This is a genomic window from Nonomuraea gerenzanensis, assembly GCF_020215645.1.
GTDB classification, from domain to species: domain Bacteria; phylum Actinomycetota; class Actinomycetes; order Streptosporangiales; family Streptosporangiaceae; genus Nonomuraea; species Nonomuraea gerenzanensis.
In genome coordinates, this window is the sequence record NZ_CP084058.1 from 4,419,058 (window position 1) to 4,445,476 (window position 26,419).

General features: G+C 71.5%; 29 protein-coding genes. 18 read left to right on the forward strand and 11 right to left on the reverse strand.

Features of this window, described 5'->3' with window-relative positions; translation table 11 throughout:
* Positions 1 to 30: 30 nt before the first annotated feature.
* A complete protein-coding gene (locus tag LCN96_RS20915; protein WP_225274545.1) occupies positions 31 to 522 on the reverse strand; it encodes a hypothetical protein in 492 nt (163 codons plus the stop codon).
* Positions 523 to 587: 65 nt separating this feature from the next.
* The gene (locus tag LCN96_RS20920; protein ID WP_225274546.1) at positions 588 to 965 is read right to left on the reverse strand and encodes a hypothetical protein; all 378 of its coding nucleotides are present in this window, start codon (positions 963 to 965) and stop codon (positions 588 to 590) included.
* Here LCN96_RS20920 and LCN96_RS20925 point away from each other — a divergent pair.
* From LCN96_RS20925 to LCN96_RS20940, 4 genes are all read left to right on the forward strand, one after another.
* The gene (locus tag LCN96_RS20925; protein ID WP_225274547.1) at positions 964 to 1,191 is read left to right on the forward strand and encodes a DeoR/GlpR family DNA-binding transcription regulator; all 228 of its coding nucleotides are present in this window, start codon (positions 964 to 966) and stop codon (positions 1,189 to 1,191) included. The genes LCN96_RS20920 and LCN96_RS20925 overlap by 2 nt on opposite strands.
* A gap of 89 nt (positions 1,192 to 1,280) precedes the next feature.
* Positions 1,281 to 1,661: an ArsR/SmtB family transcription factor gene (locus LCN96_RS20930; protein ID WP_311132355.1), complete on the forward strand. Its 381-nt coding sequence runs from the start codon at positions 1,281 to 1,283 to the stop codon at positions 1,659 to 1,661.
* 98 nt (positions 1,662 to 1,759) lie between these two features.
* Positions 1,760 to 2,602: a cation diffusion facilitator family transporter gene (locus LCN96_RS20935; RefSeq protein WP_263657498.1), complete on the forward strand. Its 843-nt coding sequence runs from the start codon at positions 1,760 to 1,762 to the stop codon at positions 2,600 to 2,602.
* Between the two features lie 155 nt (positions 2,603 to 2,757).
* A complete protein-coding gene (locus tag LCN96_RS20940; protein ID WP_225274549.1) occupies positions 2,758 to 3,684 on the forward strand; it encodes a glucosyl-3-phosphoglycerate synthase in 927 nt (308 codons plus the stop codon).
* Positions 3,685 to 3,977: 293 nt separating this feature from the next.
* On the opposite strand, the gene LCN96_RS20945 is transcribed toward LCN96_RS20940, so the two are convergent.
* Positions 3,978 to 4,553, reverse strand: a complete 576-nt coding sequence (locus tag LCN96_RS20945) for a TetR/AcrR family transcriptional regulator (RefSeq protein ID WP_225274550.1) — start codon at positions 4,551 to 4,553, stop codon at positions 3,978 to 3,980.
* An 85-nt stretch (positions 4,554 to 4,638) separates the two neighbouring features.
* Between LCN96_RS20945 and LCN96_RS20950 the strand changes: the two genes are divergently transcribed.
* Complete coding sequence (locus LCN96_RS20950) at positions 4,639 to 6,021, forward strand: MFS transporter (RefSeq protein ID WP_225274551.1); 1,383 nt, start codon at positions 4,639 to 4,641, stop codon at positions 6,019 to 6,021.
* A gap of 82 nt (positions 6,022 to 6,103) precedes the next feature.
* On the forward strand, positions 6,104 to 7,312 hold the full coding sequence (locus LCN96_RS20955; RefSeq protein ID WP_225274552.1) for an acyl-CoA dehydrogenase family protein: 1,209 nt from the start codon (positions 6,104 to 6,106) through the stop codon (positions 7,310 to 7,312).
* Positions 7,313 to 7,333: 21 nt separating this feature from the next.
* Here LCN96_RS20955 and LCN96_RS20960 read toward each other — a convergent pair whose 3' ends face one another.
* Positions 7,334 to 7,954, reverse strand: a complete 621-nt coding sequence (locus LCN96_RS20960; protein ID WP_225274553.1) for a hypothetical protein — start codon at positions 7,952 to 7,954, stop codon at positions 7,334 to 7,336.
* Positions 7,955 to 8,219: 265 nt separating this feature from the next.
* Between LCN96_RS20960 and lysA the strand changes: the two genes are divergently transcribed.
* From lysA to LCN96_RS20980, 4 genes are all read left to right on the forward strand, one after another.
* On the forward strand, positions 8,220 to 9,722 hold the full coding sequence (lysA, locus tag LCN96_RS20965) for a diaminopimelate decarboxylase (protein WP_225274554.1): 1,503 nt from the start codon (positions 8,220 to 8,222) through the stop codon (positions 9,720 to 9,722).
* A complete protein-coding gene (locus LCN96_RS20970; RefSeq protein ID WP_225274555.1) occupies positions 9,712 to 11,190 on the forward strand; it encodes a class I adenylate-forming enzyme family protein in 1,479 nt (492 codons plus the stop codon). Before lysA ends, LCN96_RS20970 begins: the two co-directional genes overlap by 11 nt.
* A 149-nt stretch (positions 11,191 to 11,339) precedes the next feature.
* Positions 11,340 to 12,554 carry a PucR family transcriptional regulator gene (locus tag LCN96_RS20975; RefSeq protein ID WP_225274556.1) on the forward strand — a complete coding sequence of 405 codons (1,215 nt, stop codon included), beginning with the start codon at positions 11,340 to 11,342 and terminating at the stop codon, positions 12,552 to 12,554.
* A 177-nt stretch (positions 12,555 to 12,731) separates the two neighbouring features.
* A complete protein-coding gene (locus LCN96_RS20980; RefSeq protein WP_225274557.1) occupies positions 12,732 to 12,974 on the forward strand; it encodes a hypothetical protein in 243 nt (80 codons plus the stop codon).
* A gap of 3 nt (positions 12,975 to 12,977) precedes the next feature.
* Here LCN96_RS20980 and LCN96_RS20985 read toward each other — a convergent pair whose 3' ends face one another.
* Positions 12,978 to 14,018 (reverse strand): PP2C family protein-serine/threonine phosphatase, encoded by a 1,041-nt coding sequence (locus LCN96_RS20985; RefSeq protein ID WP_225274558.1) that lies wholly within the window; start codon positions 14,016 to 14,018, stop codon positions 12,978 to 12,980.
* A gap of 250 nt (positions 14,019 to 14,268) precedes the next feature.
* Between LCN96_RS20985 and LCN96_RS20990 the strand changes: the two genes are divergently transcribed.
* The 6 genes from LCN96_RS20990 to LCN96_RS21015 all read left to right on the forward strand — a co-directional run bounded on the left by LCN96_RS20990 (position 14,269) and on the right by LCN96_RS21015 (position 19,359).
* Positions 14,269 to 15,450 (forward strand): hypothetical protein, encoded by a 1,182-nt coding sequence (locus tag LCN96_RS20990; RefSeq protein ID WP_225274559.1) that lies wholly within the window; start codon positions 14,269 to 14,271, stop codon positions 15,448 to 15,450.
* Positions 15,447 to 16,790 carry a hypothetical protein gene (locus LCN96_RS20995; RefSeq protein WP_225274560.1) on the forward strand — a complete coding sequence of 448 codons (1,344 nt, stop codon included), beginning with the start codon at positions 15,447 to 15,449 and terminating at the stop codon, positions 16,788 to 16,790. Before LCN96_RS20990 ends, LCN96_RS20995 begins: the two co-directional genes overlap by 4 nt.
* Positions 16,787 to 17,179, forward strand: a complete 393-nt coding sequence (locus LCN96_RS21000) for a FixH family protein (RefSeq protein WP_225274561.1) — start codon at positions 16,787 to 16,789, stop codon at positions 17,177 to 17,179. Before LCN96_RS20995 ends, LCN96_RS21000 begins: the two co-directional genes overlap by 4 nt.
* A gap of 211 nt (positions 17,180 to 17,390) precedes the next feature.
* Positions 17,391 to 18,332, forward strand: a complete 942-nt coding sequence (locus LCN96_RS21005) for a sulfite exporter TauE/SafE family protein (protein WP_225274562.1) — start codon at positions 17,391 to 17,393, stop codon at positions 18,330 to 18,332.
* A gap of 8 nt (positions 18,333 to 18,340) precedes the next feature.
* Positions 18,341 to 18,790, forward strand: a complete 450-nt coding sequence (locus LCN96_RS21010) for an RrF2 family transcriptional regulator (protein ID WP_225274563.1) — start codon at positions 18,341 to 18,343, stop codon at positions 18,788 to 18,790.
* Positions 18,791 to 18,810: 20 nt separating this feature from the next.
* Positions 18,811 to 19,359 (forward strand): hypothetical protein, encoded by a 549-nt coding sequence (locus tag LCN96_RS21015; RefSeq protein WP_225274564.1) that lies wholly within the window; start codon positions 18,811 to 18,813, stop codon positions 19,357 to 19,359.
* Positions 19,360 to 19,508: 149 nt separating this feature from the next.
* Here LCN96_RS21015 and LCN96_RS21020 read toward each other — a convergent pair whose 3' ends face one another.
* Positions 19,509 to 20,549, reverse strand: coding sequence for an endo-1,4-beta-xylanase (locus tag LCN96_RS21020; protein WP_225274565.1), 1,041 nt, complete (start codon positions 20,547 to 20,549; stop codon positions 19,509 to 19,511).
* 139 nt (positions 20,550 to 20,688) lie between these two features.
* The gene (locus LCN96_RS21025; protein WP_225274566.1) at positions 20,689 to 21,729 is read right to left on the reverse strand and encodes a hypothetical protein; all 1,041 of its coding nucleotides are present in this window, start codon (positions 21,727 to 21,729) and stop codon (positions 20,689 to 20,691) included.
* Positions 21,730 to 21,846: 117 nt separating this feature from the next.
* On the opposite strand from LCN96_RS21025, the gene LCN96_RS21030 reads away from it, so the two are divergent.
* Complete coding sequence (locus LCN96_RS21030; RefSeq protein WP_225274567.1) at positions 21,847 to 22,503, forward strand: hypothetical protein; 657 nt, start codon at positions 21,847 to 21,849, stop codon at positions 22,501 to 22,503.
* 2 nt (positions 22,504 to 22,505) lie between these two features.
* On the opposite strand, the gene LCN96_RS21035 is transcribed toward LCN96_RS21030, so the two are convergent.
* From LCN96_RS21035 to LCN96_RS21045, 3 genes are all read right to left on the reverse strand, one after another.
* Positions 22,506 to 22,946, reverse strand: a complete 441-nt coding sequence (locus tag LCN96_RS21035; RefSeq protein ID WP_225274568.1) for a DMT family transporter — start codon at positions 22,944 to 22,946, stop codon at positions 22,506 to 22,508.
* A gap of 3 nt (positions 22,947 to 22,949) precedes the next feature.
* The gene (locus LCN96_RS21040; protein ID WP_225274569.1) at positions 22,950 to 23,411 is read right to left on the reverse strand and encodes a DMT family transporter; all 462 of its coding nucleotides are present in this window, start codon (positions 23,409 to 23,411) and stop codon (positions 22,950 to 22,952) included.
* Positions 23,412 to 23,498: 87 nt separating this feature from the next.
* Positions 23,499 to 24,617, reverse strand: a complete 1,119-nt coding sequence (locus tag LCN96_RS21045) for a DUF418 domain-containing protein (RefSeq protein ID WP_225274570.1) — start codon at positions 24,615 to 24,617, stop codon at positions 23,499 to 23,501.
* A 107-nt stretch (positions 24,618 to 24,724) separates the two neighbouring features.
* Between LCN96_RS21045 and LCN96_RS21050 the strand changes: the two genes are divergently transcribed.
* Positions 24,725 to 25,219: a nucleoside 2-deoxyribosyltransferase domain-containing protein gene (locus tag LCN96_RS21050; protein ID WP_225274571.1), complete on the forward strand. Its 495-nt coding sequence runs from the start codon at positions 24,725 to 24,727 to the stop codon at positions 25,217 to 25,219.
* Between the two features lie 108 nt (positions 25,220 to 25,327).
* On the opposite strand, the gene LCN96_RS21055 is transcribed toward LCN96_RS21050, so the two are convergent.
* Positions 25,328 to 26,302: an aldo/keto reductase gene (locus LCN96_RS21055; RefSeq protein WP_225274572.1), complete on the reverse strand. Its 975-nt coding sequence runs from the start codon at positions 26,300 to 26,302 to the stop codon at positions 25,328 to 25,330.
* Positions 26,303 to 26,419: the final 117 nt, after the last annotated feature.

Below are 26,419 nucleotides of genomic sequence, written 5' to 3' on the forward strand. Positions count from 1 at the left end.
CGAATATCGAAAAACGCGCCGATCAAATCATCACCGGCTATTCTGACGCGCTTTCAGATCGGCCCAGATCTCCCGGCACGGAATGATATGCGCCATCAGCGTGACGGTGAGCACGAGCGCCCCTCCGCAGACGACCACGGTCGGCACCAGCCCGACCGGCCCGTGCAGCTCCAACGCCGCCCGATGAACCTGGGCGGGGATCAATCCCAGCGGGCCGGTCACCTGGGTGAGATTGATCAACAATGTCGCCCAGAAGGACCACGCCGAGCCGCGCAACGCGAACATGCCCAGCGTGTTCCCCGCCACGTAGTAAGCGGCCACGACCCGAAACTGGCTCACCAGGTCAGGCGCCTCCGCCGCCGTCCTGCCGGCCAGGCGCAACGACAGTTGCACGGTCTCGTCGTTGATGACCAACCAGCCCTGGAAGAGGGAGCAGAGGGCGAAGGTGAAAGAGCAGCCGAACGTGAAGAGTTGCAGCCGTCGATTCCATAACAAAGGGATGCCGCTGGGCGCCGAGTGCATGGCACGCACCTTTCTCGTGCGCCATGGATCGACGCCTTGGGGTCGCCTTTACAAGCCTCTCCAATTTAGCATTCCGGCGAGATCGGATGAAAGGCTGAATCGCGTTCTCCAATTCGCCGTCGTAAATCATCCCGATAAACGAGCGGAGCCACCGCCGGGGCCTTCGGCGGTGGCTCGTCGAGTTCATGGCGAAGCCACTGTCCGGGGCTCTCGGCGGCGGCTCGTTCGGTGAAGGCGAAGCCGCTGCCGGGGCTTCCGGTGGTGGTGCGCTCCTTTCGCGGTGACCCGGTCACCCGGGGAAGGGCCGCCCCGCTCCAGACCCTGGCGACGGCGTCGTAGACGGCTGCCGGCTCGCCGTCGAAGTACGGTGACAGGCTCTTGTCGTAGCGCAGGTCGGCGTCGGTGTCGGCCCGCGCCGCCTCGGCCTCGGGGCGACGTTTCATGCTTGTCCCGCTCCAGCAGACGCGCAGGAAGGAGCTGATGATGCGGCGCTCCCGGCACGTCTACCTGCTCGTGCACGCCGCCAAGCTGGGACGCGGCCCCTTCCACGCCTGGGCCCGGATGCCCGACGCCTGGACCCTGGTGACCGACGGGAGCGCCGGCCCCGAGGCCGTGGAGCCGTTCAAGTCCCGGGGCGTGCACGTGGTGACCGTGCCCGTAGCGGGTTGACGGGGAGGCGCGTGGTGTCTTGACACCCCGTCACCGTGAGGCTCTATGTTGTCCATATGAATACCTCTTCAGATGACAAAGTCTTGGTGATGGACGGGTGTACCACCCGGGTGGTCGACGCCGACAGGGTGGCGGCCGTGCGGGAGCGCATGCCGCCCGCCGACGACCTGGCCGACACCGCCGACGTGTTCGGCCTGCTGTCCGACCCGAACCGGCTGCGCCTGCTGGTGGCGCTGCTGGACGGCGAGCTGTGCGTGTGCGACCTGGCGGCGGTGACCGGGCAGAGCGAGTCGGCCGTGTCCCACGCGCTGCGGTTGCTGCGCGCCCACCGCATCGTGGCCGCCCGCCGCTCCGGCCGCATGGCGTACTACCGGCTGGAGGATCCGCACGTACGCCTGCTGCTCGACCTCGCCCTCGCGCACACCGAGCACACGGAGGCCCTGCACCCCGAGCGCGACGGGAACGCCTGATGGGCGCCGGTCACGGGCATGGTCAGGGGCACGGTCGCGGGCATGGTCAGGGGCATGGTCACGGGCACGCGGGCAGCCGTCATCGCTGGCGGCTGGCAGTGTCGTTCGTCCTGATCGGCGCCTTCTTCGTGGTGGAGCTGGTCTTCGGGTTGCTGTCGGGCTCGCTGTCGCTGCTGTCGGACGCGGGGCACATGGCAGCGGACGTCGTCACGCTCGGCGCGGCGCTCGTCGCCACCAGGATCGCCACCCGCCCCGACACCACGGGCAGGCGCAGCTACGGCTCGTACCGGGCCGAGGTGTTCGCGTCGCTGCTGGCCGTCGTGCTGATGCTCGGGGTGGCGGTGTACGTCGTGCTGGAGGCGATCGGCCGGATCGGCGGGCCCGCCGAGGTCTCCTCCGGCCCGATGCTCGCCGTCGGCGCCATCGGCCTGGTGGTGAACCTGATCGCGCTGCTGATGCTGCGCTCAGGGGCGGGCGAGAGCCTGAACGTCAAGGGTGCCTACCTGGAGGTCGTGGCCGACACGGCCGGCTCGGTCGGCGTCATCGTGGCGGGGTGGCTGGTCGCGGCCACCGGTCAGGCACTCTGGGACACGGTCATCGCGCTGGGCATCGGGGTCTTCGTCGCGGTGCGGGCGGTCTCGCTCGGGCGGCAGGTGTTCGCGGTCCTGGGGCAGCACGTGCCGGAGGAGATCGACGCCGCTGCCGTGGCGAGCGATCTGGCGGCCATCGAGGGGGTGCGGGATGTGCACGATCTGCACCTGTGGACGCTGACGTCCGGGATGAACGTCGCCACTGCCCATCTTGTGACCAGCGATCACAGTGACAACCATGCCGTCCTGGATCAGGCGCGGGACGTGCTCCGGCATCGGCATGGTGTCGCGCATGCCACGTTGCAGGTCGAGCCTGCCGATCATCAGGGGTGTGACGAGTTGGGATGGTGAGCGGAGGCGACCCTCGGTGAGCCGGCGAGCGCGGTGCGCAGCCATGGCGATCGGTGGCTGGGACTCGGCGGTGGGTGGCCCGTGAGCAGGGTAGATAGGGAGGGGGAGCGACACCACACAAAGCATGAAATGTGGGGATTCGGGGGATTTGTCGCATGCTGCCTGAAGTTCGCGGATGGTTGCGGCGCCGTACTTCGTCCGCCGGCGACTGGCCGCTCCGGGACCTGCTGGCCGCCAAGGGAGACACCACGGTCAGCGTGGTGCTCCCGGCTCGCGACGAGCGGGAGACCGTCGGGGAGATCGTCAAGGTGATCCGCCGGGAGCTGGGCGGGCTCGTGGACGAGCTCGTGGTCATCGACTCACGTTCCACTGATGACACCGCGCTGGTGGCGGCACGGGCGGGGGCCAGGGTGCACGCCCAGGACGAGATCCTGTCGCAGCTCAAGCCGCTCGACGGCAAGGGGGAGGCGCTGTGGAAGTCCCTGGCGGTGACGTCGGGGGACGTACTGGTGTTCGTCGACGCCGATATCCGGAAATTTCGGGCTTCGTTGGTGCTTGGCGTGCTCGGGCCGCTGTTGGGCGATCCGAGCGTGGCGTACGCGAAGGGGTGCTATGACCGTCCCCTCAACGGGGCAGGGGACGGAGGCGGGCGCGTCACGGAGCTGGTGGCCCGGCCACTGATCAACCTGCACTGGCCCCAGCTGGCGGGTTTCGTCCAGCCGCTGGCGGGGGAGTACGCCGGGCGGCGTTCGGTCCTGGAGCGGGTGCCCTTCGTGACCGGCTACGGGGTGGAGCTGGGGCTCCTGATCGATCTGCTGGAGCTGGCCGGGCTGGATGCGTTCGCGCAGGTGGATCTAGGGTCGCGCGAGCATGCGCCGCAGTCCACCGAGGCGCTCGGGGGGATGGCGGGGCAGATCATGCTCGCCGCCTGGTCGCGGCTGGAGCGGCAGGGGAAGATCCGGGCGTTGCATGAGCCGTCGGTGCGGCTCGCGCAGTTCCGGCGGGGGGAGGATGGGCATGATGTGCTGATCCGGGATATGGGGATCGGTGAGCGACCGCCGATGCTCACCGTCGACGCCTGACCGCCCGTCTCGGTCTCGTCCAGAGCCGGCACGCCTGCCGAGGAGGTGTGGTCGAGCGGACGGGGATGGCGGGGCAGGCCCGTGGCGAGGCGTGTCGGCGTGCTCGGGTGCAGGGCAGGCGCTTGGGCAGCACATCCAGGCGCATCCAGGCGCGGGTCAGGGCGCGGGTCCAGATCAGGGCGCGGGTCCAGATCAGGGCGCGGGGCCTGGCGTGTGGGGCGCGTTCGGGCGCGGGTCAGGTGTGTGGGGCGCGTTCAGACGCAGCGGGTCAGGCGAGCCGGCCGCAGCAAGCGCTACTTGAGGGCGGCGGCGACGAAGGCGGCGATCTGGTCGCGGATGGCGTCGTGATCGTCGGCCGCGTCGCGCAGGATGATGCGCCCGAGCTGCGGCATCATCGACGGAAACATGGCCAGCCCCGTCAACATGAACAGCGTCCGGGCCGTAGCCGCCGAAGGCCCCGGCTCGCCCAGACCCTCCGCCAGCGAGGCCGTCTTGCGGCCGCAGCGCTCCACCCGGGCCTCCTGGCCCTCCAGCAGCTCCTGCCCCCGGTAGTTGAGCGCCTCCCACATCAGCAGCCGCACCGTGTCGGGATGCGAGCGGTAGTAGTCGGTCAGCTTGGCCACGTACTCGACGGGGTCGGCGCCAGGCAGGGCGATCTGGGCGGTCAGGTCGTCGAGCGCCTCGGTGATGACGGTGTCGAACAGCTTCTCCTTGCTGCCGAAGTGCCCGTAGATGCGCTCCTTGTTGACGCCGGCGCGCTCGGCGATGCGATCCACGCGCGCGCCCGCCACCCCGTACGCGGCGAACTCCTCCCGCGCGGCCTCCAGCAGGGCGGCGCGGGTGGCGGCGGTCGAGACCTTGGGTGCCATGGAGCCATCCTAACCACCAACCGGTTGGTTGCAAACCAACTAGCTGGTTGACATCCAACTGGTTGGTTGGCTAGCGTCCGAGCCCATGACGCTCACGATTTCCCGCACTCCACGGCTACGGCCGCCCGTCCCCGCCACCGCCCCCTTCGCGAGCACGCTGACGGCGTTCACGCTCACCGCGATCCTGGTCAGCGGGCAGTTGTACGTCGTGATCCCCCTCCTGCACGACATGGCCGCCGGCTGGGGTTCCTCTGCCGGTGGGCTGACGTGGCTGGTGACCGCGTTCGGCATCGGCTATGGCGTCGGGTTCCTGGTGTTCGGTCCGCTTTCTGATCGGTACGGGCGGCGCAGGGTGTTGATGATCGGGCTGCCGCTGGCCGCGCTGACGACGGCGCTGGTGGCCTTGAGTCCGTCGCCCGAGGTGGCGCTGGGGTTGCGGGCGCTGCAGGGGGTGGCGGTGGCGATGTTCCCGCCCGCCGCGATGGCGTACCTGGGGGAGCGGCTGGAGCCGCGCCGTCGCGTGGCCGCCATCGCGGCGGTGACCGGCGCGTTCCTCGCCTCCGCCGTGGTGCTGCAGGTCGCCGCTCAGCTGCTCGTCGAGGTGATCGGCTGGCGGGGGTTGTTCGGGATCTCGGCGGCCGGGTTCGTGGTCGCGTGGCTGGGGGTGCGCGCGGTCATGCTGCCCGACCCACCTCGCGACCGCACCGAGACGGCGTACCCGGTACTCGAGACCCCGCGTCCCGGGCCCGCGTCCGCGCCCATGGCACCCGCGTCCGCGCGGTCGGTGCCCGCATCCGACTCCACGGCGCCTGCGTCCGCGCGGTCGGTGCCCGCATCCGACCCCACGGCGCCTGCGTCCGCCGGCGGCGGGCGCCACCTCGCCGGATCGTTGCTGTCCGCCTACCGCCCGCTTCCCGGCCTGCTGTTCCACCGGGTCCTGACCCTGCGCTACCTGGCCACGATCATGCTGATGGTCGGCTTCGTGGCCGTCTACACCGGCCTGCAGATCTACGGCGTCAGCTCCCCCGCCGAACTGCTCGCCCTGCGGGCCGCCGGCCTGCCGTCGATCGTGCTCGTGCCGCTCCTCATGCCCTGGCTGGCCAGGATCCGCATGACGACCAGGGCGGTGGCGTTCCTGGCGGTCGCCGCGCTCACCCTCGCCGTGATCGGCCTCACCGGTACCGCCGTGCTGGTGCTCCTGCTCGCCCTGTACGTGGCCGCCATCACCGGTGGCCTGCCCAGCATGAACGAGTCCATCTCGGCGGAGGCCGGACAGGCCAGGGGCACGGCGCTGGCGTTGTTCTCCGCCGCGCTCGCGGTGGGGGGCAGTGTCGGGCCGCAGGTGGCCGCCGCGTTCGGTGGTTTCACCCCGCTCATGTACGGCCTCGCGATCGGGATGGCGACGGCCGCCCTGTTCATCCTGGTCTCCACCTGGACGGCAGGGAAGAAGAGGACGACGCTGCTGTGATGTCGGTTCGCCCGCCGCTGGACGTTCCGGCGGCGGGCTACCGCCCGGTAGGGTGTTACCATCGGTAACCTAAGGGGGACACATGGCCGGGTTCTGTCCGGAGCCGAGTGACGACGTGATCCAGGTGCGTGACTGGGTGCACGCGTTCGCCCGCGACGTGATCCGCCCCGCGGGCGCCGAGTGGGACGAGCGGGAGGAGACCCCCTGGCCCGTCATCCAGGAGGCGGCCAAGATCGGGCTGTACTCCCTCGACTTCTTCGCCACGCAGTGGTTCGAGGAGAGCGGGCTGGCGTTGCCGGTGGCGTTCGAGGAGATCTTCTGGGGTGACGCGGGCATCGGCCTGTCGATCACCGGCACCGGCCTGGCCGCCGCGGCGCTGGCCGCCAACGGCACCCCCGAGCAGATGGGGGAGTGGCTGCCGCAGATGTTCGGCACGGAGAACGACGTCAAGCTGGGCGCGTTCTGCGCCTCCGAGCCGGACGCCGGCTCCGACGTCGGCGCCATCCGCACCCGCGCCGTCCCCGACGGCGACGACTGGGTGCTCAACGGCGTCAAGACCTGGGCCACGAACGGCGGCATCGCCAACGTGCACGTCGTCGTCGCCTCGGTGGACCCGTCGCTGGGCACCAGGGGGCAGGCCTCGTTCGTCATCCCGCCCGGCACACCGGGGCTGTCGATGGGCCAGAAGTTCCGCAAGCACGGCATCCGCGCCTCCCACACCGCCGAGGTCGTGCTGGAGGACGTCCGGGTGCCCGGCTCGTGCCTGCTCGGCGGCAAGGAGAAGCTGGAGGCCAGGCTGGCGCGCGTACGGAAGGGCGAGCGGGCGGGGGAGCAGGCGGCGATGCGCACCTTCGAGACCACCCGCCCGTCGGTGGCCGCGATGGCGGTGGGCATCGCCCGCGCCGGCTTCGAGTACGCCAGGGACTACGCCCGCGAGCGCGAGCAGTTCGGCCGCCGGATCGGCGAGAACCAGGCCATCGCCTTCCTGCTCGCCGAGATGGCCACCCGGGTGGACGTGGCCCGGCTGCTGACCTGGCGGGCCGCGTGGATGGCCAGGAACGGCAGGCAGTTCGAGCAGGCGGAGGGCTCGATGTCGAAGCTGGTGGCCGGGGAGACGGCGGTGTGGGTGACCGAGCAGGCGATCCAGATCCTCGGCGGGGCCGGGTACACCAGGGAGCATCCGGTGGAGCGCTTCCACCGGGATGCCAAGATCTACACGATCTTCGAGGGGACGAGCGAGATCCAGCGCCTGATCATCGGCCGCGCCGTCACCGGCCTCCCCGTCCGCTGACGCCACCCCTGGGAGTGCCGGTCAGGCCGTGCAGTACACCCGCACCCAGGCCGGATGCGGCGCGAACCCGTCGTTGTTCTCCCACGTGGCACCCCCGCCCACGTTCCCAGGGAAGCTGTTCAGCTTCGTCCTGGTCAGCGCCGCGTCGTGGCCCTCATGCGTCTCCACGAGCCGGGGATGGGACACCGGGCACAGCACGAACGCCGAGAACGTGCCCAGGATCGGCACGGTCACGTTCTTGGTGACGTGCAGGGAGGGCGGCTGCGCCGGCTTCACGTTCGAGCAGGACACGTGCAGCTTGACCGAGACGTCGACCGGCGGCCAGGTGTTCTTCGGCTCGGAGTTGGTGAAGCTCACCGAGATCGACCGGTTGGCCTCGTTGGCCTTCACATCGACGACGTGCGTGTGCAGCTCGTCCTCGTCGGAGTCGATCTGCGTGCTGGCGCCGAAGCTGACGATGTAGGGCAGGGTGGACGGACACTTCAGCGTCACGGTCTTGTAGCTGCCCGGGCCGATGGCGCCGCTGGAGGTCTGGAAGTCCTCGGTGACGGGCTCCGCCCAGGCGGCGCCGGTGGTGCTCATGAAGGCGGCGGCGGCCAGCGTCGCCGCCGCGATGAGCCGGGTGGGTCCGGTGAGTCGCATGTCTCTTCCCGCTTTCCTCGGTTGCCGCATTCGCCATTTGCGCAGCGGGGTTCTCCGCCGGCGGGAGAAAGGCTAGGAGCGGCGGCTTGGGGGTGACTTGGGTGCGACTTGGGGTGCAGCGTGGCGCGGGTGACGGCATTCTTTGCGCCATCTCACGACACGGGTCCCGGCCGGTTCTCGCGCGATCACGATGACCGCGCGCGCACCGCCGAAGGACACTCGAAGAGCTGTATTCACAGCGCTCTCCCGTGAATTGGAGCAATGCGTGTCGCACGAAATCCAGGGTTTGTCCTTCACCGATATCGCCGAGCAGTTCGGCACCCCCGCCTACGTCTACGACGCCGACGTCATCACGGCCACCTACCGTCGCCTGCGCGGGGCGTTCGACGAGCGGATCCAGCTTTTCTATTCGCTGAAGCCCAACCCCAACATCAGCGTCGTCGGCCTGCTGGGCAGCCTCGGCGCGGGCGCGGAGGTGTGCTCGCTGGGCGAGCTGCGCTCGGCGCTCGCGGCGGGCGTTCCGGCCGGCCGGATCCTGATGACCGGCCCGGGCAAGAGCGTCGAGGAGCTCACCGAGCTGGTCACCCGGGACGTACGGGCGATCATCTGCGAGTCCTTCGCCGAGTTGCGCACCATCGACGAGCTGGCCGAGCGGCTGGGCAAACGGCCGAAGGTGCTACTGCGGGTCAATCCGGCCCACGGCGTGGAGGGCGGGCGGCTGACCATGGCCGGGCGGCCCCGCCAGTTCGGCATCGACGAGGACCTCGTGCTGGCGGCCACCACGACCGTGCAGGATCACCCGCACGTGGACATCATCGGCGTGCAGATCTACACCGGGACCCGGATCCTGGACGCCGAGGTGATCGTGGCCAACACCGAGCGCGCGCTGGACCTGGCCGGCAAGGTGGCCACCAAGCTGGGCATCCACGTCCGGATGGTCGATCTGGGCGGCGGCATCGGGCTGGCCTACTTCGAGGGCGAGAACGACCCGGACGAGGAGATGTTCGTCTCCGGCATCAACCGGGCCGCCAGGCGCTTCGCCCAGGCCCACCCGGACGCGATCATCGCCATGGAGCCCGGCCGCTACCTGGTCGGCACGGCCGGCGTCTGCGTGCTGCGCGTCCGGTACGTCAAGGAGTCGCGCGGCCAGCGCTACGCGGTCACCGACGGCGGCTCGAACATGAACATGTCCGCCATCGGCCTGGGCACCTACGTCAAGCGCAACTTCCCCACGGTGCTGCTGTCCGACGAGCGGCCGCTGGACGGCAAGTGGTCGGTCACCGGGCCGCTGCTCACCCCCACCGACGTGCTGACCAAGCAGGCCGAGCTGCCGGAGCTGCGGCCCGGCGACCTGATCGGCATCCAGCGGATGGGCGCGTACGGGCCGACCGCCTCGATCGCGTACATGAACGGCCAGGGATACCCGGCGGAGATCCTCGTCATGGACGGCGTCGCGCACCTCGTACGCGAGCGCGACACCCCCGAGGACCTGCTGCGCAAGCAGCGGCTGGTCGACTTCCCCGGCAACGGGCAGGTGGACATCCGGCACGCCGTCGCCGAGGTGCTCGGCCGCGAGGTGAGCGAGCTCGGCGAGGACAGCAGGCTCCACGACGACCTGCACCTCGACTCGTTGTCGATGGTCGAGCTGGTGGCCCGGCTGGAGGACGAGTTCAAGATCTCGGTGGACCCGGAGGCGCTGACGCTGGCCCACTTCGCCACCGTCAGCTCGCTCGCCGCGTACGTCAGGAGCCGGTTGAATGAGCGGTGAGCTGCTGCACGAGCTGCTGGACGCGGCGCCCGCCGGCGCCGTGGCCATCGCGGAGCGGGGGCGCCCGCTGCGTTACCGCGACGTCACCGGGGCGGGCGCGAGCATCGCCGCGTGGCTGCGCGAGCGCGGCGTCGGGCCGGGCGATCGGGTGCTCCTGTCACTGACCAGGGCGCGGGCGCTGGACACGCCCTCGTGGGTGTACGGCTGCTCGCTGGCGGGCGCGGTCTTCTGCGTGCTGCACGAGCAGGTCGTCGGGCCTGCGCTGGCGTACGTGCTGGACGACGCCGCCCCGGCGATGGTGGTGTCGGACAACCCGAAGGTGCTCGGGCAGGCGGTGGCGCACGGGGTGCAGGCCGTGGGCCCCGACACGGCGCTGGTCGGCGCGCCGCCGCTCGTACGGGCCGGGGGCGGCTCCGGCGAGCGGCCGGGTACCGATCCCGGCGCGCCCGTCTGCATGATCTACACCTCCGGCAGCACCTCCCGCCCGAAGGCGATCGTCTCGACCCACGCGCAGATGACGTTCGTGGCCCGCGCCATCCAGTCGCGGCTGCGTTACCGGCCCGGCGACGTCGTCTACACCACGCAGCCGTTCTCCTTCGACGTGGGCCTCTACCAGATCTTCCTCGCGGCGCTGTGCGGCGCGCAGGTCTGGTTGCCCGGCCCGCTCGGCGCGGGCGTGCGGATCCTGCCGGAGCTGCTGGAGTCGCGGGCCACCGTGTTCCCCGCGGTGCCCGCCGTCGCGCAGACGCTGGCCGCCGCCGTCGCCAGGAGCGACGTCCCGGTGCCGGTGCCCAGGCTGCGGCTGCTCACCAACACGGGCGCGGCCATGCCGCGCGGCGTGCTCGCCTCCCTGCGCGAACGGCTGCCCGGCCTGCGCGTCCAGCTCATGTACGGGCTGACGGAGTGCAAGCGGGTCTCCATCATGCCCGTGGACGGCGACCTGGAACGGCCGGGCTCGTCCGGGCTGCCGCTGCCCGGCACCCGGGTCACGATCGTGGACGCCGAGGGCCGGCCGCTGCCCGCGGGCGAGGTCGGCGAGATCGTGGTCAGCGGCCCGCACGTGATGAACGGTTACTGGAACCAGGAGGAGCTGACCGCCGACCGGTTCCGGCCGTCCGGCCTGCGTACGGGCGACTTCGGCCACCTCGACCCCGACGGGTACCTCTACGTCGAGGGCAGGCGGGACGACGTCTACAAGCAGAGCGGCTTCCGGGTCAGCGCCACCGAGGTGGAGGCCGCCGCGCTGGAGCTGCCCGGCGTGCGCATGGCCGTCGTGCTGCCGCCGAAGGCCGACGGCGGCGACGCCGTGCTCGTGGTGACAGGGGACACCGAGCCCGCGCTGGTCCGCAAGGGCCTGGCGCACCGGCTCGAACAGTTCAAGGTGCCCAAGCGGTGCGTGGTGCTGGACGAGCTCCCGCTCAACCAGAACGGGAAGATCGACAAAAAACTCCTGGCCACGATCACCTGACAATTCCGGCCGGTACCACTCTCCTTTCAGCCGCAGGCTCCGAAATGCGAGCCTGCGGCTTTCCCCCATCGGTGACATCCGGGCCGGCCGTGCCGGACGTATGGTCTGGACGGCGCGAATTTCGCGCATGCCGTTCGGGGGAAGTGCACATGGAAAGCCTTTTCACGTTGTGGCACCGGAAAGCCGAGTTTTACGCGCGCAGAGCGGTGGACATCTACGCCGCGCGCATTCCGGAGTACGCCCGGATCGCCGAGAACGCGGACATCAGATCCGCCATGCTCGATTTCATGATCTTCGTCCGCCGCCGGACGGCGGAGCTGGCCGCCCTGGATCAGCCGTTCGCCCCCGAGGACCTCGACGTCATGGCCGAGATGGGCCGCCTGCGGGGAACGGGCGGCATCACGCTGCCCGCCCACCGTCACGCGCTGACCCTGCACACGTCGCTGACCTTGCAGGAGATCTCCGAGCTGAGCAGGCCGCACGACTTCGAGGAGATCAGGCGGCTGGTCGGCTGGCTCTCCAGCAGGGGAGAGGCCGGCTACCAGGCCTACAGCGGCGGGTTCATGGACGCCCGCGACGCCGTGCAGCCGGCCGGGCTGCGCATCCAGCAGCTCACCGAGGCGCTGCTCCGCAACGACGACCCCGCCGCCGCCGACCACGCACTCGGCCTGCGGATGCCGCTGCACGACAGCTACCTGGTCACCGTGGTCAGGATCGGCGAGCGGCGGCCCCCGCTGCCGGAGCGCGTCCAGGCCGGGATCGTGCGGGAGCTGCTCGGGACCGGGCAGGCGCTGATGCGCTTCACCGCGCCGGACGAGCTCGTCATGCTCATCCCGCAGCCCGACGACAACGGCGACGCGGCCGGGATCGGGACGCGGGCGCGCGAGCAGGCCCTGACCCTCACCAGGCGGCTCGGCGAGCTGACCGGCCTGCGGTGCGCCGCCGGGGTGGCCGAGGGGCGGCGCGGGCGGCTCGCCGAGGCCTTCGCCCAGGCGCGGCAGATCAGCCGGGTGGCGCCCGTCCGGGCGGACGCGGACACCGTCCACCAGCTCGCCGACGTCTTCGTCGAGTTCGGCGTCGCCGGCACGCCGCCGATCGACGAGTGGCTCAGCTCGATCGCCGAGCGGCTCGCGCCCGGCCCCGACCTGGTGGTCACGCTGGACGCCTACTACCGCCACGACCTGCACCGGCTGCGGACGGCCGCCGCCCTGCACATCCACCCCCGCACGCTCGACTACCGCCTGCAGCGAGTACGGCAGGCGACCGGCCTCGACCCCGCCTCCGTCCACGGCATCAGGGCGCTGAGCGCCGTCGTCACCCGGGTGCTGTCGGGCGTGTGGCGCGAGCGGGGATCGTCGGCGTAGAGCTGATGGCCGAGCAGTTCGTTACGATATGGAGAACAGAATTGTCGACGGACACCGCCGTGGTGGCCGCCTGTACCGGGTGGGCCGACGCCGCCCCGGTCGTCACCGAACCGTACTCCGAGTGGGTGCTGTGCGGGGACTTCCCGTCGGGCCGGCCGGGCTGGGAGGGGGCGGGGGGTGCTGCCGCCGGGGGCGGTGCGGGTGCTCGCGGCCTGGCTGCTGCACCTGCGCGCGGGCGCCTCCGTACGGGACGCCGGTGCCCCGAACGCTTCGGGGCCGCTGCCCGAGGCCGCCCGAGCGGTGCTCACGTGCCTCGACCCGCATCCCAGGGACGACGCCGCGCTGGCGCATGACATGGACCTGATCGACGCGATCGTCGCGTTCGCCCAGAGCCGGTTGGCGCAGGGCAGCGCCCGCTGAGCCTCAGTCGCCGGGCCGATACAGCAGCAACATCGCCGCGTCGTCCAGCAACGGCCCGCCCGTGTGCCGCACCAGATCGGCCCGCAACGCGTCCAGCCCCGCCTGCGGCTCATCCCGCCGCAACAACGACACCCGCCCCTCCAGCGGGTAGAACTCCCCCCGCCCGTTCCGCGCCTCGATCACCCCATCGGTGAAGAACAGGACGCGATCACCGCTCCCGAACGGCACCCGGTGCGCCTTCACCGCCGACGGCTCCAGCGCCCCCAGCCCCAGGGGCAGCCCGGGGTCGGGCGGTTCGGCGGTGCAGAGGGTGCCGTCGCCGAGCAGGAGCAGGGGGGCCGGGTGCCCGAAGTTCACCAGGGCCATCTCGGTCTCGTGGATCTCGGCGATGATCGCGGTGACGAACTGCTCCCCGCCCAGGTGCCGCGCCAGGCTGGCCTCCAGGCGTTCGCCGATGTCCGCCAGGTCGGCCTCGTCGTAGGCCGCCTCCCTGAACGCGCCCAGCACCCACGCCGCCGTCTCGACCGCCGCCAGGCCCTTGCCCTGCACGTCGCCGATCAGCAGCCGCACCCCGTGCGGGGTGGTGACGATCTCGTACAGGTCGCCGCCGATCTGCGCCTCGGCCGCCGCCGAGGTGTAGGACAGCGCGACCCGCAGGTCACCCGCCCGCCGGGGCACGGGCCGCAGCAGGACGCGCTGGGCCGCCTCGGCGACCTGCCTGACGCTGGCCAGCTCCCGCTCGCGTTGCAGGCGCAGGCGGCTGGCCAGCATGCTCGCCGCCGTCACGCCCACGATGCCGACGACCGTGAGGTTGTTCTCGAACGTGAACAGCAGGTCGTTGTAGACGGCCATGGGCACGCAGAGCGCCAGCGCGGCCACGCCCACGGCGGCGGTCCGCCGCACCCCGCCCGACACCGACGCGAAGGCGGGGCCGAGGGTGAGGAGCGGCAGGAAGACGAGGCTCTCGCCGGCGAACAGGTCGGTGAGGGCGACACCCAGCATGACGACGAAGGGCAGCCAACGCAGGATTCGCAGCGACCTCATCCGACCCCCGAGTGAACAACATCCGACGTACCAGCATCGCGCAGGAAACCCACCGTTCTCAACCCGGGAGGCCACCTCATCCGGCCGCGCGCGATTCCAGAAATCCCTTCGCCAGCATATGGCGGATTTGTCAGCCATTCTGAGGAAACGTGTTCGCGCCGGTACGTACGGTGAAATCCGGGCGCTTGTTTTTCGATCCTTGCCTGAACGCGATATGGATAGATTCGACCTGACGGAAAGGAGTCAGCACGTGGCATTGGCCGACGCCGGCATCCGGCGATTACTGGTGGATTCGGGGGAGCCCAGGGGATGGGTGTCCCCGCGGGCCGACCTGGTGACAGCGCTGCTGGGGGTGTGGTTCGGGGTCGGGCTGATGATCGACGCCTGGGCGCACACCAATCAGACGGAGCTGGAGACGTTCTTCACCCCGTGGCATGCGGTGTTCTACTCCGGGTTCGCCGTGGTCTCCGGCTGGATCCTCTGGCAGGTGTGGCAGAACGTGCGCGCCGGGAGGCAGGGGCTGGCTGCGGTGCCGACGGGTTATCTGGCCGGGCTGGTGGCGGTGCCGGCGTTCGCCGCGTTCGGCTTCGCGGACATGATGTGGCACACCATTCTGGGCATCGAAACCAGCCTCGATATTCTTTTCAGCCCTTCACATCTGGGGCTGATCGTGACGATGCTCCTCATCATCACCACACCCCTGCGTTCCGCCTGGAACGCCCCCGACCTCGGCGCCCGGCCGACGCTGGGCCGGTTGCTGCCCGCCCTGATCGGGCTCGCCTTCGCCACCACGCTGGTGTCGCTGTTCCTGTCGTACGGCGACGCCATGCAGTACCGCGCGCCCCGCATCGTCAAGGCGTTCTCCTCCGTGAACGACCCGGGGGCCGACCGGCTCGCCCTGGCCATGGTCGTCACCAACGTCGTCATCCTCAGCCCCGTGCTGCTGCTGGTGCGCCGCTGGGTGCTGCCGTTCGGCTCGGTCACCGTCATGTACGCGATCGGGGTGCTCATGCCGGGGGCGCAGACCGAGTTCGAGAACGTGCCGGTGCTGGTGTCGTTCGTGGTGGCCGGGCTCGTGAGTGACCTGCTGATCCGGTGGCTGCGGCCGTCAGGGGAGCGGCGCGGGGCCTACTGGGCCTTCGCCGGGTTGTCGGCGTTCGCCACGTGGGCGTTGTACATCGGGATCGCGTCGGTCGCGGGTGGCGGGCTGCCTGCGGTGCCTGAGTTGTGGACGGGGGCGCCGATCATCGCGGGGCTCATCGGGCTGGCCCTCGGCGCACTGTTCCTCCCGAACGCCGTCACCGCCCAGCCTGGGGCGGTCGTCGCCCAGCCTGGCGCGGTGGGTGCTCAGCCTGGGGCGGTCGTCCCGCAGTCCGGTGCGGTCGGTGCTCAGCAGGTCCAGGTCAGCGCGTCCGACGCCGAGCGGGCATGATCCTTCGCTCTCTGTGCCTGGCCGCCGTCCTGGTGCTGGCGCTGGCCGCCCCCGCCTCGGCGCACAACGTCACGGCGGGGGCGGACCTGCGGATCGCCCAGACGATCGCCGGCGCCGAGATCACGGTGGTGATCAAGGGAACGTCCCGGGTGCCGGGGCCGTTGCGGATCGGAGTCATCGCCTACCAGCCGGTCTCCGGGCTGCCCGTCGGCCTGGAGGTCCGCTCGGTCGAGGACGGCCGCACGGTGACGGGCACCGCCCAGGCGGCGGCCGAACCCGCGTACACGCAGCTCAGGGTGGAACGGACCGGGCCACACGAGCTGAAGCTGAGCGCGGGGGGCGAGGTGGCCGTCGTCCCGTTCCGGGTCCTCGTCGAACGCGGGTCGATGGGCGACTTCCTCATTTACGGTGGCCTGTTCATGGCCGCGATGTTGCTGGTGGGCGGCCTGCTCACCGGCGCCACGGCCCGCACGGGGCGGGCGATGGCCCTGGCGGCGGGCGCCGCGGCCGGGGTGACCGTCGCCGCCATGGTCATCGTGTTCGAACCGGGGCTTCCCCCGCCCGCGCCCGACGGCGCCGCCCCCACCACCGCGACCCCCGCTGCGGGCGGGCGGCCGTACGCGCAGGCCCGGGTGGAGACTGCCCCCGCACGGCCGGGCGCGGGGGAGGAGTTCACGCTGCGGCTCGACCTCATGGACGGCTCCACCGGGCGTCCCGTCGACGATCTCGCCGTACATCACGAGGCGCTCGCGCACGTGGTCGTCACCAGCGAGGACGGCCGGTACTTCCGGCACGTGCACCCGCTGCGCACGGCGCCCGGGCACCTGGAGGTGAAGCTGAGCACCGACCGTCCCGGCCGCTACCTGGTGCACGCCGAGCTGGAACGGGAGGACTCGGGCGGGCAACTCGTCACCGCGGACTTCACCGTGGGTGGTGAGGCCAGGGCCTCAGCGGAACCCGATGCCTCAGCGGAAGCCGGTGCGGCAGAGGACCGCGGCGCCGCAGAGGACACCAGTGCGGCAGAGGACGGCGGTGCCGCAGCCACGCCACGGTTGCAACCCGTCGCGCCCGTCGCGGGCCGTCCCGCGACCATCGAGCTGGACACGCCCGCCGGCGTGCGGCCGTGGCTGGGCATGACCGGCCACCTGATCGTCCGGAGCCAGGACGGCGCTTTCCTCGGCCACGTGCACGAGATGGGCACCCCCGGCTCCCGCCTCCGCTTCACCTTCAGCTTCCCCACCTCGGGCCGGTACCTGGCCTGGATCCAGTACGCCACCGGAGACCGCATCGTCACCGAGCCCTTCACGGTGGACGTGACGGCGGCGGAGGTGCGGCGATGAGGAAGAAGCTCGTGCTGATGGGCGGGGCGCTGGTGGCCGCGGGCGTGGCGGTGTTCGTCATGGGCCGGGCCGCGACGACCGGGCCGCTCGAGCTCACCACCACCGGCGCCCGCTACGCCGCCACCGTCGTGATCGAGGACCCGAAGCCGGGGCGGGTCGCCGTGGCGGTCGAGGTGAACGAGGGTGACGCCGACAGCGTGGCCGTGTCGGCGGTGATGGCGGACATGGGGCACTCGACGCCCGAGCTGGCTGCCACGGAGCGGGAGCCCGGGCGGTTTCTGGCCGAGGGGGAGTTGTTTCCGATGAGCGGGGTCTGGGAGTTGTCGATCCGGCTCGATGGTCCGGCGGGGGAGGAGCAGCTCGCGGTCAAGGCGCTGATCACGGACTAGCGCCGCTCCTCGGTTCGCGCTGCCCTTCCACTGGCGCCGTCGGTCAGCTAGCGACGATCACAAGCCGACGCCGACCACCACCCAGCACCGCCCGCCGCGGGATCCCAGGGGCCGTCATCATTCTGTGCCCATCCCGGGGGTTGACAGCACGCCCAACCAGCTAAATGATTATTCCTACTTGTATAGTAGGAATCGTAGGAAAGGGGAGATCGTGCGGGCACTCATCCTGCTCGGGCTGGTCGGCCTCGCGGCCCAGCTGGTCGACGGCAGCCTCGGCATGGCCTATGGCGTCACGTCGACCACGCTGCTGCTGGCCGTCGGCACCAACGCGGCCGCCGCCTCCGCCACCGTCCACCTCGCCGAGATCGGCACCACGCTCGCTTCGGGCATCTCCCACTGGCGCTTCGGCAACGTGGACTGGAAGGTCGTCGCGAAGATCGGTCTCCCGGGAGCCGTCGGCGCCTTCGCCGGGGCGACGTTCCTGTCGAGCCTGTCCACCGAGGTCGCCGCCCCGGTCATGTCGCTCATCCTGCTCTCGCTGGGCGTCTACATCCTCATCCGCTTCACGGCGTTCGGCCTGCCGCGCGGGAATCTGGGCAAGCCGCTGCGCAGGCGCTTCCTGGCGCCGCTCGGGCTGCTGGCCGGGTTCGTGGACGCCACCGGCGGTGGTGGCTGGGGCCCCGTCGGGACGCCCGCCATCCTGGCCAGCGGGCGGCTGGCCCCTCGCAAGGTGATCGGCTCCATCGACGCCAGCGAGTTCCTCGTCGCCATCGCCGCCAGCGTCGGCTTCTTCGTCGGCATCGGCTCCGAGAACATCAACTTCTCCTGGGTCGCCGTCCTGCTGCTCGGTGGCGTCATCGCCGCACCGATCGCCGCCTGGCTCGTCCGGCACATCCCGCCGCGCATCCTCGGCTCGGCCGTCGGCGGCGTGATCGTGCTGACCAACGTGCGCACGCTGCTGCGCAGCGACTGGATCGACGCCTCCGGCGGCGTCCAGACCGTGGCCTACATCGTCATCGCCGCCATCTGGGCCGCCGCGATCGCCTGGTCGGTACGCGAGTACCGGCGCGACAAGGCCAACGAGTCGGTCGAGGCGGTGGAGAGCGACCTGCGGCAGCGTACGGCCACGGAGGAGGAGACGGCCTCCGCCTGAGCCGGCCCATGAGAATCTCCGCCCGCACCCAATACGCCCTGGGCGCCATGCTCGCCCTGGCCGTGGCCGACAGCCCGGTGCACGCTGAACGGATCGCCGTCACGCAGGACATTCCTCGCCGTTTCTGCGACAACATCCTGCTTCAGCTGCGCCGGGCCGGCCTCATCCGCAGCCAGCGCGGTCCGGACGGCGGCTACTGGCTGGCCCGGCCGCCGGGGGAGATCGCGCTGGCCGACGTCATCCGCGTCACCGAGGGGGCCGAGCAGGCCCTGCGGCCCTTCTCCCCGGCCGCCGCACCGCTCGCCGAGATCTGGGACCGGCTGCGCAGCCACGAGGACGCGCTGCTCAGCGAGATCACCCTCGCCGACGTAGTGGCCTCCCGCGACCGCCCGAACGGCGGGGCCGCTTCCAACGGCGGTCCCCCTGCCGACGCGCCCGCCGGGCGCGAGGTCCCCTGAGGCAGTGGCAAGCTGGGGCGGTGGCTTTCGGGGTACGTGAGTTCGAGCTGACACTGATGCACCGCATGCGCGACGTCAACGCCGAAAAGGTCGAGGAGACCCTCGGTCGCATCGGCGCCGGCCGTGCCGAGCTGCGCGAGGCCCACGCCCACTGGACGAGGCTCGCCCACGCCCCGAGGGCGCCGAAGGGAGCCGCCGCGCTGCGGAGGGCGCTGGGCCCGCCGCCGTACCGGGGCAGCAGGCCCGCAGGCAGTCTGACCTGCGACGTCCTGCGCTGGACGCTGCCCACCTGGCCGGAGCTGGCCTACGAGGCGCTGGTCGGCCCCGGTGGCGAGCTGTGGAACCAGTGGTTCGTCCGCCCCTCCGGCGCCACCCCGTTGGCCTTCGCCGATCTGGAGCCCTGGGGCTGCGTCGTGGCGGACGTGGGCGCCAGCTTCCCCGGTGCCGTACAGCTCGACGGCCCGGCGCCGCACCACTGGACGGTCGACTTCCGTCACGGCGGCCGGACGCATCGCGCCCGCTTCGTGTACGGGCTCCTCCAGCGCCTCGACCAGGCGCCCGAGGGCTGACCTGAGCCCAGGTCCTCACGCGGGTGGGCAGGATCGTGAGGACCTGGGCGGCGACCGGGCACCGTCGGCGGAAGGTGCCCGGTCATCGGAACGCCGCGTCAGCCCGGCATCCCGGTCAGGGGGAGCGCCGCGTCAGCCCGGCGTCCCGGTCAGCGGGGGCTCTTGACCGCCAGCAGCGCGTGGTAGGCGGGCTTGGGCGCCAGGTTCTCGTCCAGCAGGCACGCCGCGCCCTCTCCCTCGAACCAGCCGGGCACCCACGAGTGCCGGTCGGTGAAGCCCCAGACGGTCAGCTCGCGGCAGGCCTTGACGCTGAGGCAGTCGGTCATGGCCCGGCTGTAGTACGTGGCCTGGGTGGCGAGCTTCTCCGGGGTCACCGGCAGCTCCATGCGCACGTCCAGCTCGGTGATCGCGACCTCCAGGCCGAGGTCGGCGAAGCGGCGCATGACGTTCGCCCAGTCGCCCGGGTAGTCGTACTGGATGCCGAGGTGGCCCTGGAAGCCGATGCCGTGGATCGGCACGCCCTGTGCCTGGAGGTCCTTGACCACCGACAGGGTGGTCTCGATCTTGGGGGCGTTCCACTCCAGGTTGTAGTCGTTGATGAACAGCTTGGCGTGCGGGTCGGCGCGGTGCGCCCAGCGGAAGGCGTCGGCGATGTAGCCGGGGCCGAGGTGCTTGAGCCAGATGCTCTGCCGCATCGTGCCGTCCTCCTCCACGACCTCGTTGACCACGTCCCAGGCCCGGATCTTGCCCTTGTAGCGGCGCACCTGCGTGGTGATGTGGTCGCGCAGGATCTGCCGCAGCTCGGTGGCGCCGATCGAGCCGTCCTCGACGCCCGTGGTCAGCCAGGCGGGGAGCTGGTTGTGCCAGACGAGGGTGTGGCCGCGTACCTGCTGGCGGTTGCGGCGCGCGCTCTCGACCAGCGCGTCGGCGTCCTCCCAGGTGAACACGCCGCGCTGCGGCTCCACCGACTCCCACTTCATCGCGTTCTCCGCGGTGACGTGGTTGAACTCGCGGTTGAGCGTCCTGCGGTAGTCGGATTCCGCGCGCAGCGCGGCGAGGTCCACCGCTGAGCCGATCTTGACGCCGGTCTGCTGCGAGAGCTGACGCAGGTCGCGCGGCGGGCGCGGGTGGGCCGAGGCGGGGAGCGGGGCGGCGAGGACGAGCGCGAGGGCGATGATCAAGGGCTTCACCGATGACCTCCGGTGCCGTGGGGGTGGCTGGGTGGCGACACGACTTCCGAAAGTTTCGGAATTGTGTCGATAGTTTCACCGACTGCCGGAACCGTAAGCGCTCACGGACGTCACGTCAACCACCCACCCACCGCCGGTCTCAGGCCGCGTGCGCCCGCAGCCCCGCCTTGCGCCACACCTTGAACAGCCGCCTGGCCGAGCCGCCCACCGGCCCGACCGCCTCGTACAGCACCTTGCGCGACACCGGCTCGGCGCTCTGCGCGGCGGTGACGGCGTCGTCCGCGGAGGTGATCGTGTGGGAGCAGACGCTCAGCAGGTAGCCGGGGATCTGCAGGGCCGGGTCCGTGCAGCCGACCAGCGGCACGCCCACCGCGGCGACGACGGGGAAGACCGTGCCGGGGATGCCGATCGCGACCTCGGCGCGGGCCGACGCCTGGACCGAGGCGACGGTGCTGATCTCGTACCGCTCCCAGAGCGAGCGGTCCTCGCGCGGGTGCAGGCCCACCAGGATGTGCTTGCCCGCCGCCGCGAGCCGCTCGGCCGCCGCCAGCAGCAGCTCCGTGCCGGGGGCCGAGCCGCCCGTCTGGGTGGACCTGGTGACGCTGGTGAGCACCAGGACGGTGCCCGCCTCGGGAGCGTGCGCCGGCAGGGCGTCGGTCTGCGGCGAGCCCACCACGTCGATCCGGCGGCGCGTCCCCAGGTAGTCGTCGAACACCTTCGCCTCCGCCGGCGACGACGCCGTGATCGCCCGCAGCCGTCCCCTGAACTCCTTGGCCCGCGGCGCCTCGACCGGCAACTGGTAGGCCAGCGAGCTTGCCACCAGCGGCACCCGGCGCAGCCGTGCCGCGCAGTCGGCGGGCCAGTCGCCCGCGCCCGTCACGACCAGCAGGTCCGCGTCGGTGACCTCGTCGAGCAGCGCGACCGGCACCGGGTCGCCTGGCTTGATGCCCGTACGGTCGGGCACGAGCTGCGCCAGCTCCCAGCCCAGTCGCTGCGCCTCCGGCAGCAGGGGCGCCGCGTGGTAGGTGCCCCACGGCTCGTTCGTGGCGATGAGCACGCGTGGCGCCCGCCCGCCGGGCCTGGCCGCGGCGCGGGCGGGGGCGCCGCCGAGCACGGTGAGCCCCGCGCCCGCCAGCGCGCCGGTGAGCAGAGATCGTCGCGAAACAGTATTAAAAGTCATGAAATGGCAATTTATGGGGTGGTTTAGGCGGGATTGTGAACGTGGATCGTCCTCCAGGCGAACGGGACCGCCGGGACGGGATTGAACGGTTCACCCCCTCGGGTACGTGGTAGGGACATGGTGCTCCGCTTCCTCGCTCTCCTCGCCCTCGCCGCCTCGATCCTCGCCGGGCTGTCCACGGCCGCCCACGCCTGCAGCTGCGCGAACCTCACACCTGCGCAGGCCGTACGGCACGCCGACGCGGTCTTCACCGGCACCGTGACCGGGATGCGCGAGGCGGGCGGCCTCGGCAGACCCCGGGTGTTCACCTTCCGGGCCGACCAGGTCTACAAGGGGGCGCCCGCTGCCGGATTCACGCTCACGACCAGCGCCGACAGCGCCTCGTGCGGCTACGCGTTCGAGCGGGGCGGGCGTTACCTGGTGTTCGCCGCCGCCGCGTCCTCGGGGCCCGTGGTCGAAGGGGTCGAGCTGTCGTCCCACCTGTGCTCGGGCAACGTGCCGCTGGATCCGGGCACGGGCCCGCTGCGGCCCGGCGACGAGCGGGCGGCCGGCCACGAGAGCCTGGCGGGGCCGGTCGGCCCCGAGCTCGTCGAGGTCCTGGGCAGGCCCTTGCCGCCGGTGGCGACCGGCGAGACGCACCAGGCCGCCGGGCCGCTGCGGGCCGAGCGCGGGGCGGGCGTGGACCGGGGGTGGATCGCCGGGGGAGCGGTCGTCGTGCTGGCGGCGGCAGGGACCCTCCTCGCCTTCGCGGCGCGCCGGAGGAACGCTCAGTGAAGTCAGTCCCGGGGCTCCTCGCGCCGCAAGCGGGCCATGACGCGCGGCAGGCTCAGCCCCAGCAGCACGAGGGCCACGCCGATCACCCTGAGCGGCGCCGGCGCCCCCTGCTGAACCCAGTCGATCACCACGGCGGAAAGCACCTGCCCGCTGATCACCAGCACCGACGCGCTCATCGCACCCAGCCTGGGGAAGACGTAACTGTTGACCGCCACGAAGAGCGCCCCGAACACCCCGCCCGCGTACGCGGCGACGGGCACGTCCGTCACGTCCGGCCAGACGCGCAGGACGAGCAGAACCACGCTGAGGAAGGCGAAGCCCACCACATGGTTCCACACGGACGCCCTGAACGCCCCCGCCCGGGTGCTGAGCTGGCCGTTGATGGTCCGGCTGGCGCCGATGAGCACGCCGTTGACCAGCGCGAGCAGTACGAAGAAGAGCATCGCTCACGCTCCGCCGAGCACGATCAGCACGCTGCCCGCGAGCACGCACCCGGCGACCGCCAGGTCCATGGCCGTGACGCGGCGCCTGGGGGTGTGCAGCAGGCCGAGATGGTCGGCGGCGGTGCCGAACACGAGCTGCCCGGTGAGCATGAGGGCGATGGTCCCGGCCAGGGCCAGCTCGCTGTTGACCGCGATCGCCGACAGGACGACCACGAGCGCGCCCGGGATGCCGCCCAGGTAGTACCAGAGCGGTGTCCCGCCCGCCTCCGGCTCCTGCGCGGGCGGCTTGCGGCGGGCGATGGTCAGCACCAGGAGGAACGCGACCACGGCGCCGAGCGCGTGCGCGGCCCAGGAGGCGTAGAACGCGTCGGTGTGGCGCGCGAGCACGGCGTTGGCCTGGGTCATCAGCGTCAGCAGCACGCCGCCCGCGAACGCCAGCAGCCAGTCGAGCGGGCGCGCGGTCATCTGGAGGGCTCCGCGCCGAGAGGTTCCATGTCGGAGCATTGAAACACGCTCCTGTCCGTGACCGTGGCGCGGGGGGTCGGGCGCCGCCTATCGTCCGGCCGCGGCACGCGTCCTGAACGGCGCCTGGTACGCCCACTGCCAGGCCAGCTCCAGCGGCCCGCGCCCGAACCGGCGCAGCCACAGCGACGACGCCACCATGAACATCAGGCAGATCCCGCCCCACGCCACCGGCACCCACCAGGGCCGCAGCTCGTCGAACCGGGTGGCCAGGCCCAGGCCCCAGCCGTAGCAGAGCAGGCCCGCGGCCAGGTTCTGGAACACGTAGCAGGACAGCGCCGTACGGCCGACGTCGGTCAGCCCCCTGCGCAGCACGCCCGGCTCGCCCTTCATGGCGAGCACGATCGAGGTGACCAGCGCCAGCAGGCCCAGCGCGACCAGCGGCGCCATGAGGTAGCGGTCCACCATGAACCAGGCGGGGCCCGCGAAGGAGGTCAGCAGGTTCAGCGGCACACCGACCCCCAGGCCGACCGCCATCAGCCGGCCGCGCAGCCGCGCGCCCCGCTCGTCGAACACGCCGGCGCGCAGCAAGCGGGCGCCGAGCAGGAACAGCACGATGCCCAGCGGCACGATGAAGATCAGCTCGGCGCGGAACACCAGCAGGTTGTCCAGACGCAGCCGCACCTGGTCCAGCCAGCTCCGCGGGTACGCGACCGCCCCCGCCCCGCCGGGCGGCGCCGCCAGCAGGGCCAGCGTGACCAGCCCCACCATGGTCACGAGCAGCGTGCCCGCCACGGCCATCCAGGCTGTGACGACCCGGTCGCTCCGCCCGATCAGGTACGCCACGATCATGGAGGTGATCGCGTACCCCATCAGCACGTCGAACTCGAAGACCAGGACGAAGTGCAGCGTCCCCTCCACCAGCAGCAGCGCCGCCCGCCACAGGTAGCGGCCGGGCCACGGCACGCCCCTGCGCGCCGCGCTGCGATACTGCAGCTCCAGCCCGACGCCGAAGAGGAGCGTGAGCAGCCCGAGGAACTTGCCGTTGGACAGGAACCGCAGGAACGCCTCCACCACGCCGGGGTCCCCGCCGAAGCTCAGGAACGCCAGCGGGCCCGCGGGGTCGGTGAAGATCCAGATGTTGGTGCCCAGCGTGCCGAGGATGGCCGCGCCGCGCAGGACGTCCAGGGCGTCGATGCGTCTGTCCACACTCTCCACTGTGCTGGCGCGCGGGGCGGCTTCCGTCATCCCGGGGAGCGAGATCGCCGCTACATCGATGGATGTACTAGCCATGACCAAAGTCGCCGGAGGCGGCCATGAACGGTTACTACAGCGGTTACTACGAGGCGCCCGACTACTACTCGCCCGCGGCCGGCGACCCGCCCGCGGTGTTCCTGGCCGGCGGGATCACCGGGGTGGCCGACTGGCAGCGGGAGGCGGCGCGGGTGCTCGGCCGGTGCGGGGCTGTCGTGCTCAACCCGCGCCGCCGTGACTTTCCGATGGGGGATCCGGACGCGGCGCCGGCACAGATCGCGTGGGAGCATCACCATCTGCATCTGCCGGGGGTGCTGACCATGTTCTGGTTCCCGCCGGGGGACAGCACGCAGCCGATCGCGCTGCTGGAGCTGGGGGCGGCGCTGGACAACCCGGCGCGGGCGATCGTGGCGGGGGCGGATCCCGGGTATCCGCGCGTGGCGGACGTGCGCTGGCAGACGCGCCTCGCGCGGCCGGACGAGATCGTGCACGACACGCTCGCCGGCACGCTGGCCGCCGTCCGCGACCGCCTCACGACGCGATCCGGCGCGTCCTGAGCAGCACGTCCTGAGCGGTACGTCCCGAGCGGTACGTCCTGAGCAGTACGTCCTGAGCGGCGGGCGGCCCGGGAGCCGGTGCTCGGATGGGCCGCCCGCCGATCGCGGTCACGCCTGGACGCCGGCCTCCTTGGCGGCCCGGTCGATGCCGGCCAGCTCGTCCTCGGTGAAGTCCAGCCGGTCCACCGCCGCCACGTTCGCCTCGAGCTGCTCGGGGCTGGAGGCGCCGACGAGCACGGAGGTGATGCGCGGGTCCCGCAGCGCCCACGCCAGCGCGAGCTGCGCCACCGTCTGCCCGCGCGAGGCGGCCAGCTCCGCCAGCGACCGCACGAACGCCAGCACCTCGGGCGTCACCCGGTCAGGCGTCAGGAACCGGCCCTCGGCCGCCCGCGAGTCGGCCGGGATGCCGTTCAGGTAGCGGTCGGTCAGCAGGCCCTGGGCCAGCGGCGAGTACACCACGCACCCGACGCCCTCCTCCTCCAGCACGCCGAGCAGCGACTCCTCGATGTGCCGGTTCAGCAGCGAGTACGGCGGCTGGTGCACCAGCAGCGGGGTGCCGAGGGAGCGCAGCAGGCGGGCGGCCTGGGCGGTGCGCTCGGGGGAGAAGTTCGAGACGCCGACGTAGAGGGCGCGGCCGGTGCGGACCATGTGGTCCAGCGTGGCGACCTGCTCCTCCAGCGGCGTCTCCTCGTCGTCGCGGTGCAGGTAGAAGATGTCCACGTAGTCGAGGCCGAGCCGGGCCAGCGAGCGGTCGAGGGTGGCCAGCAGGTGCTTGCGCGAGCCGCCCACGCCGTACGGGCCGTCCCACATGGGGTTGAAGCCCTTGGTGGTGACCACGACCTCGTCACGCAGGGACTTCGGCAGGAGCCTGCCGAAGGCGGCCTCGGCGGCGCCGATGGGCGGGCCGTAGCGGTCGGCGATGTCGAAGTGCGTGATGCCCAGGTCGAAGGCCTTGTGCAGGATCGCGCGCTGGGTCTCCAGCGGCTTGCCCTCGCCGAAGTTGTGCCAGAGGCCGAGCGACACGGCGGGCAGGAGCAGTCCGCTGCGGCCGCACCTTCTGTACGGCTGGCGTTCGTAGTCCAAGGGGGACCTTCCGCAAAGATCGTGATGAAACGTTTTACGACCCCCAGTTAAGCACCTTCTCCACACCTGGGAGCCGGTGAGCCCGCTCGCCGGCAGCGCCCTGCCCATCCCCGCGTG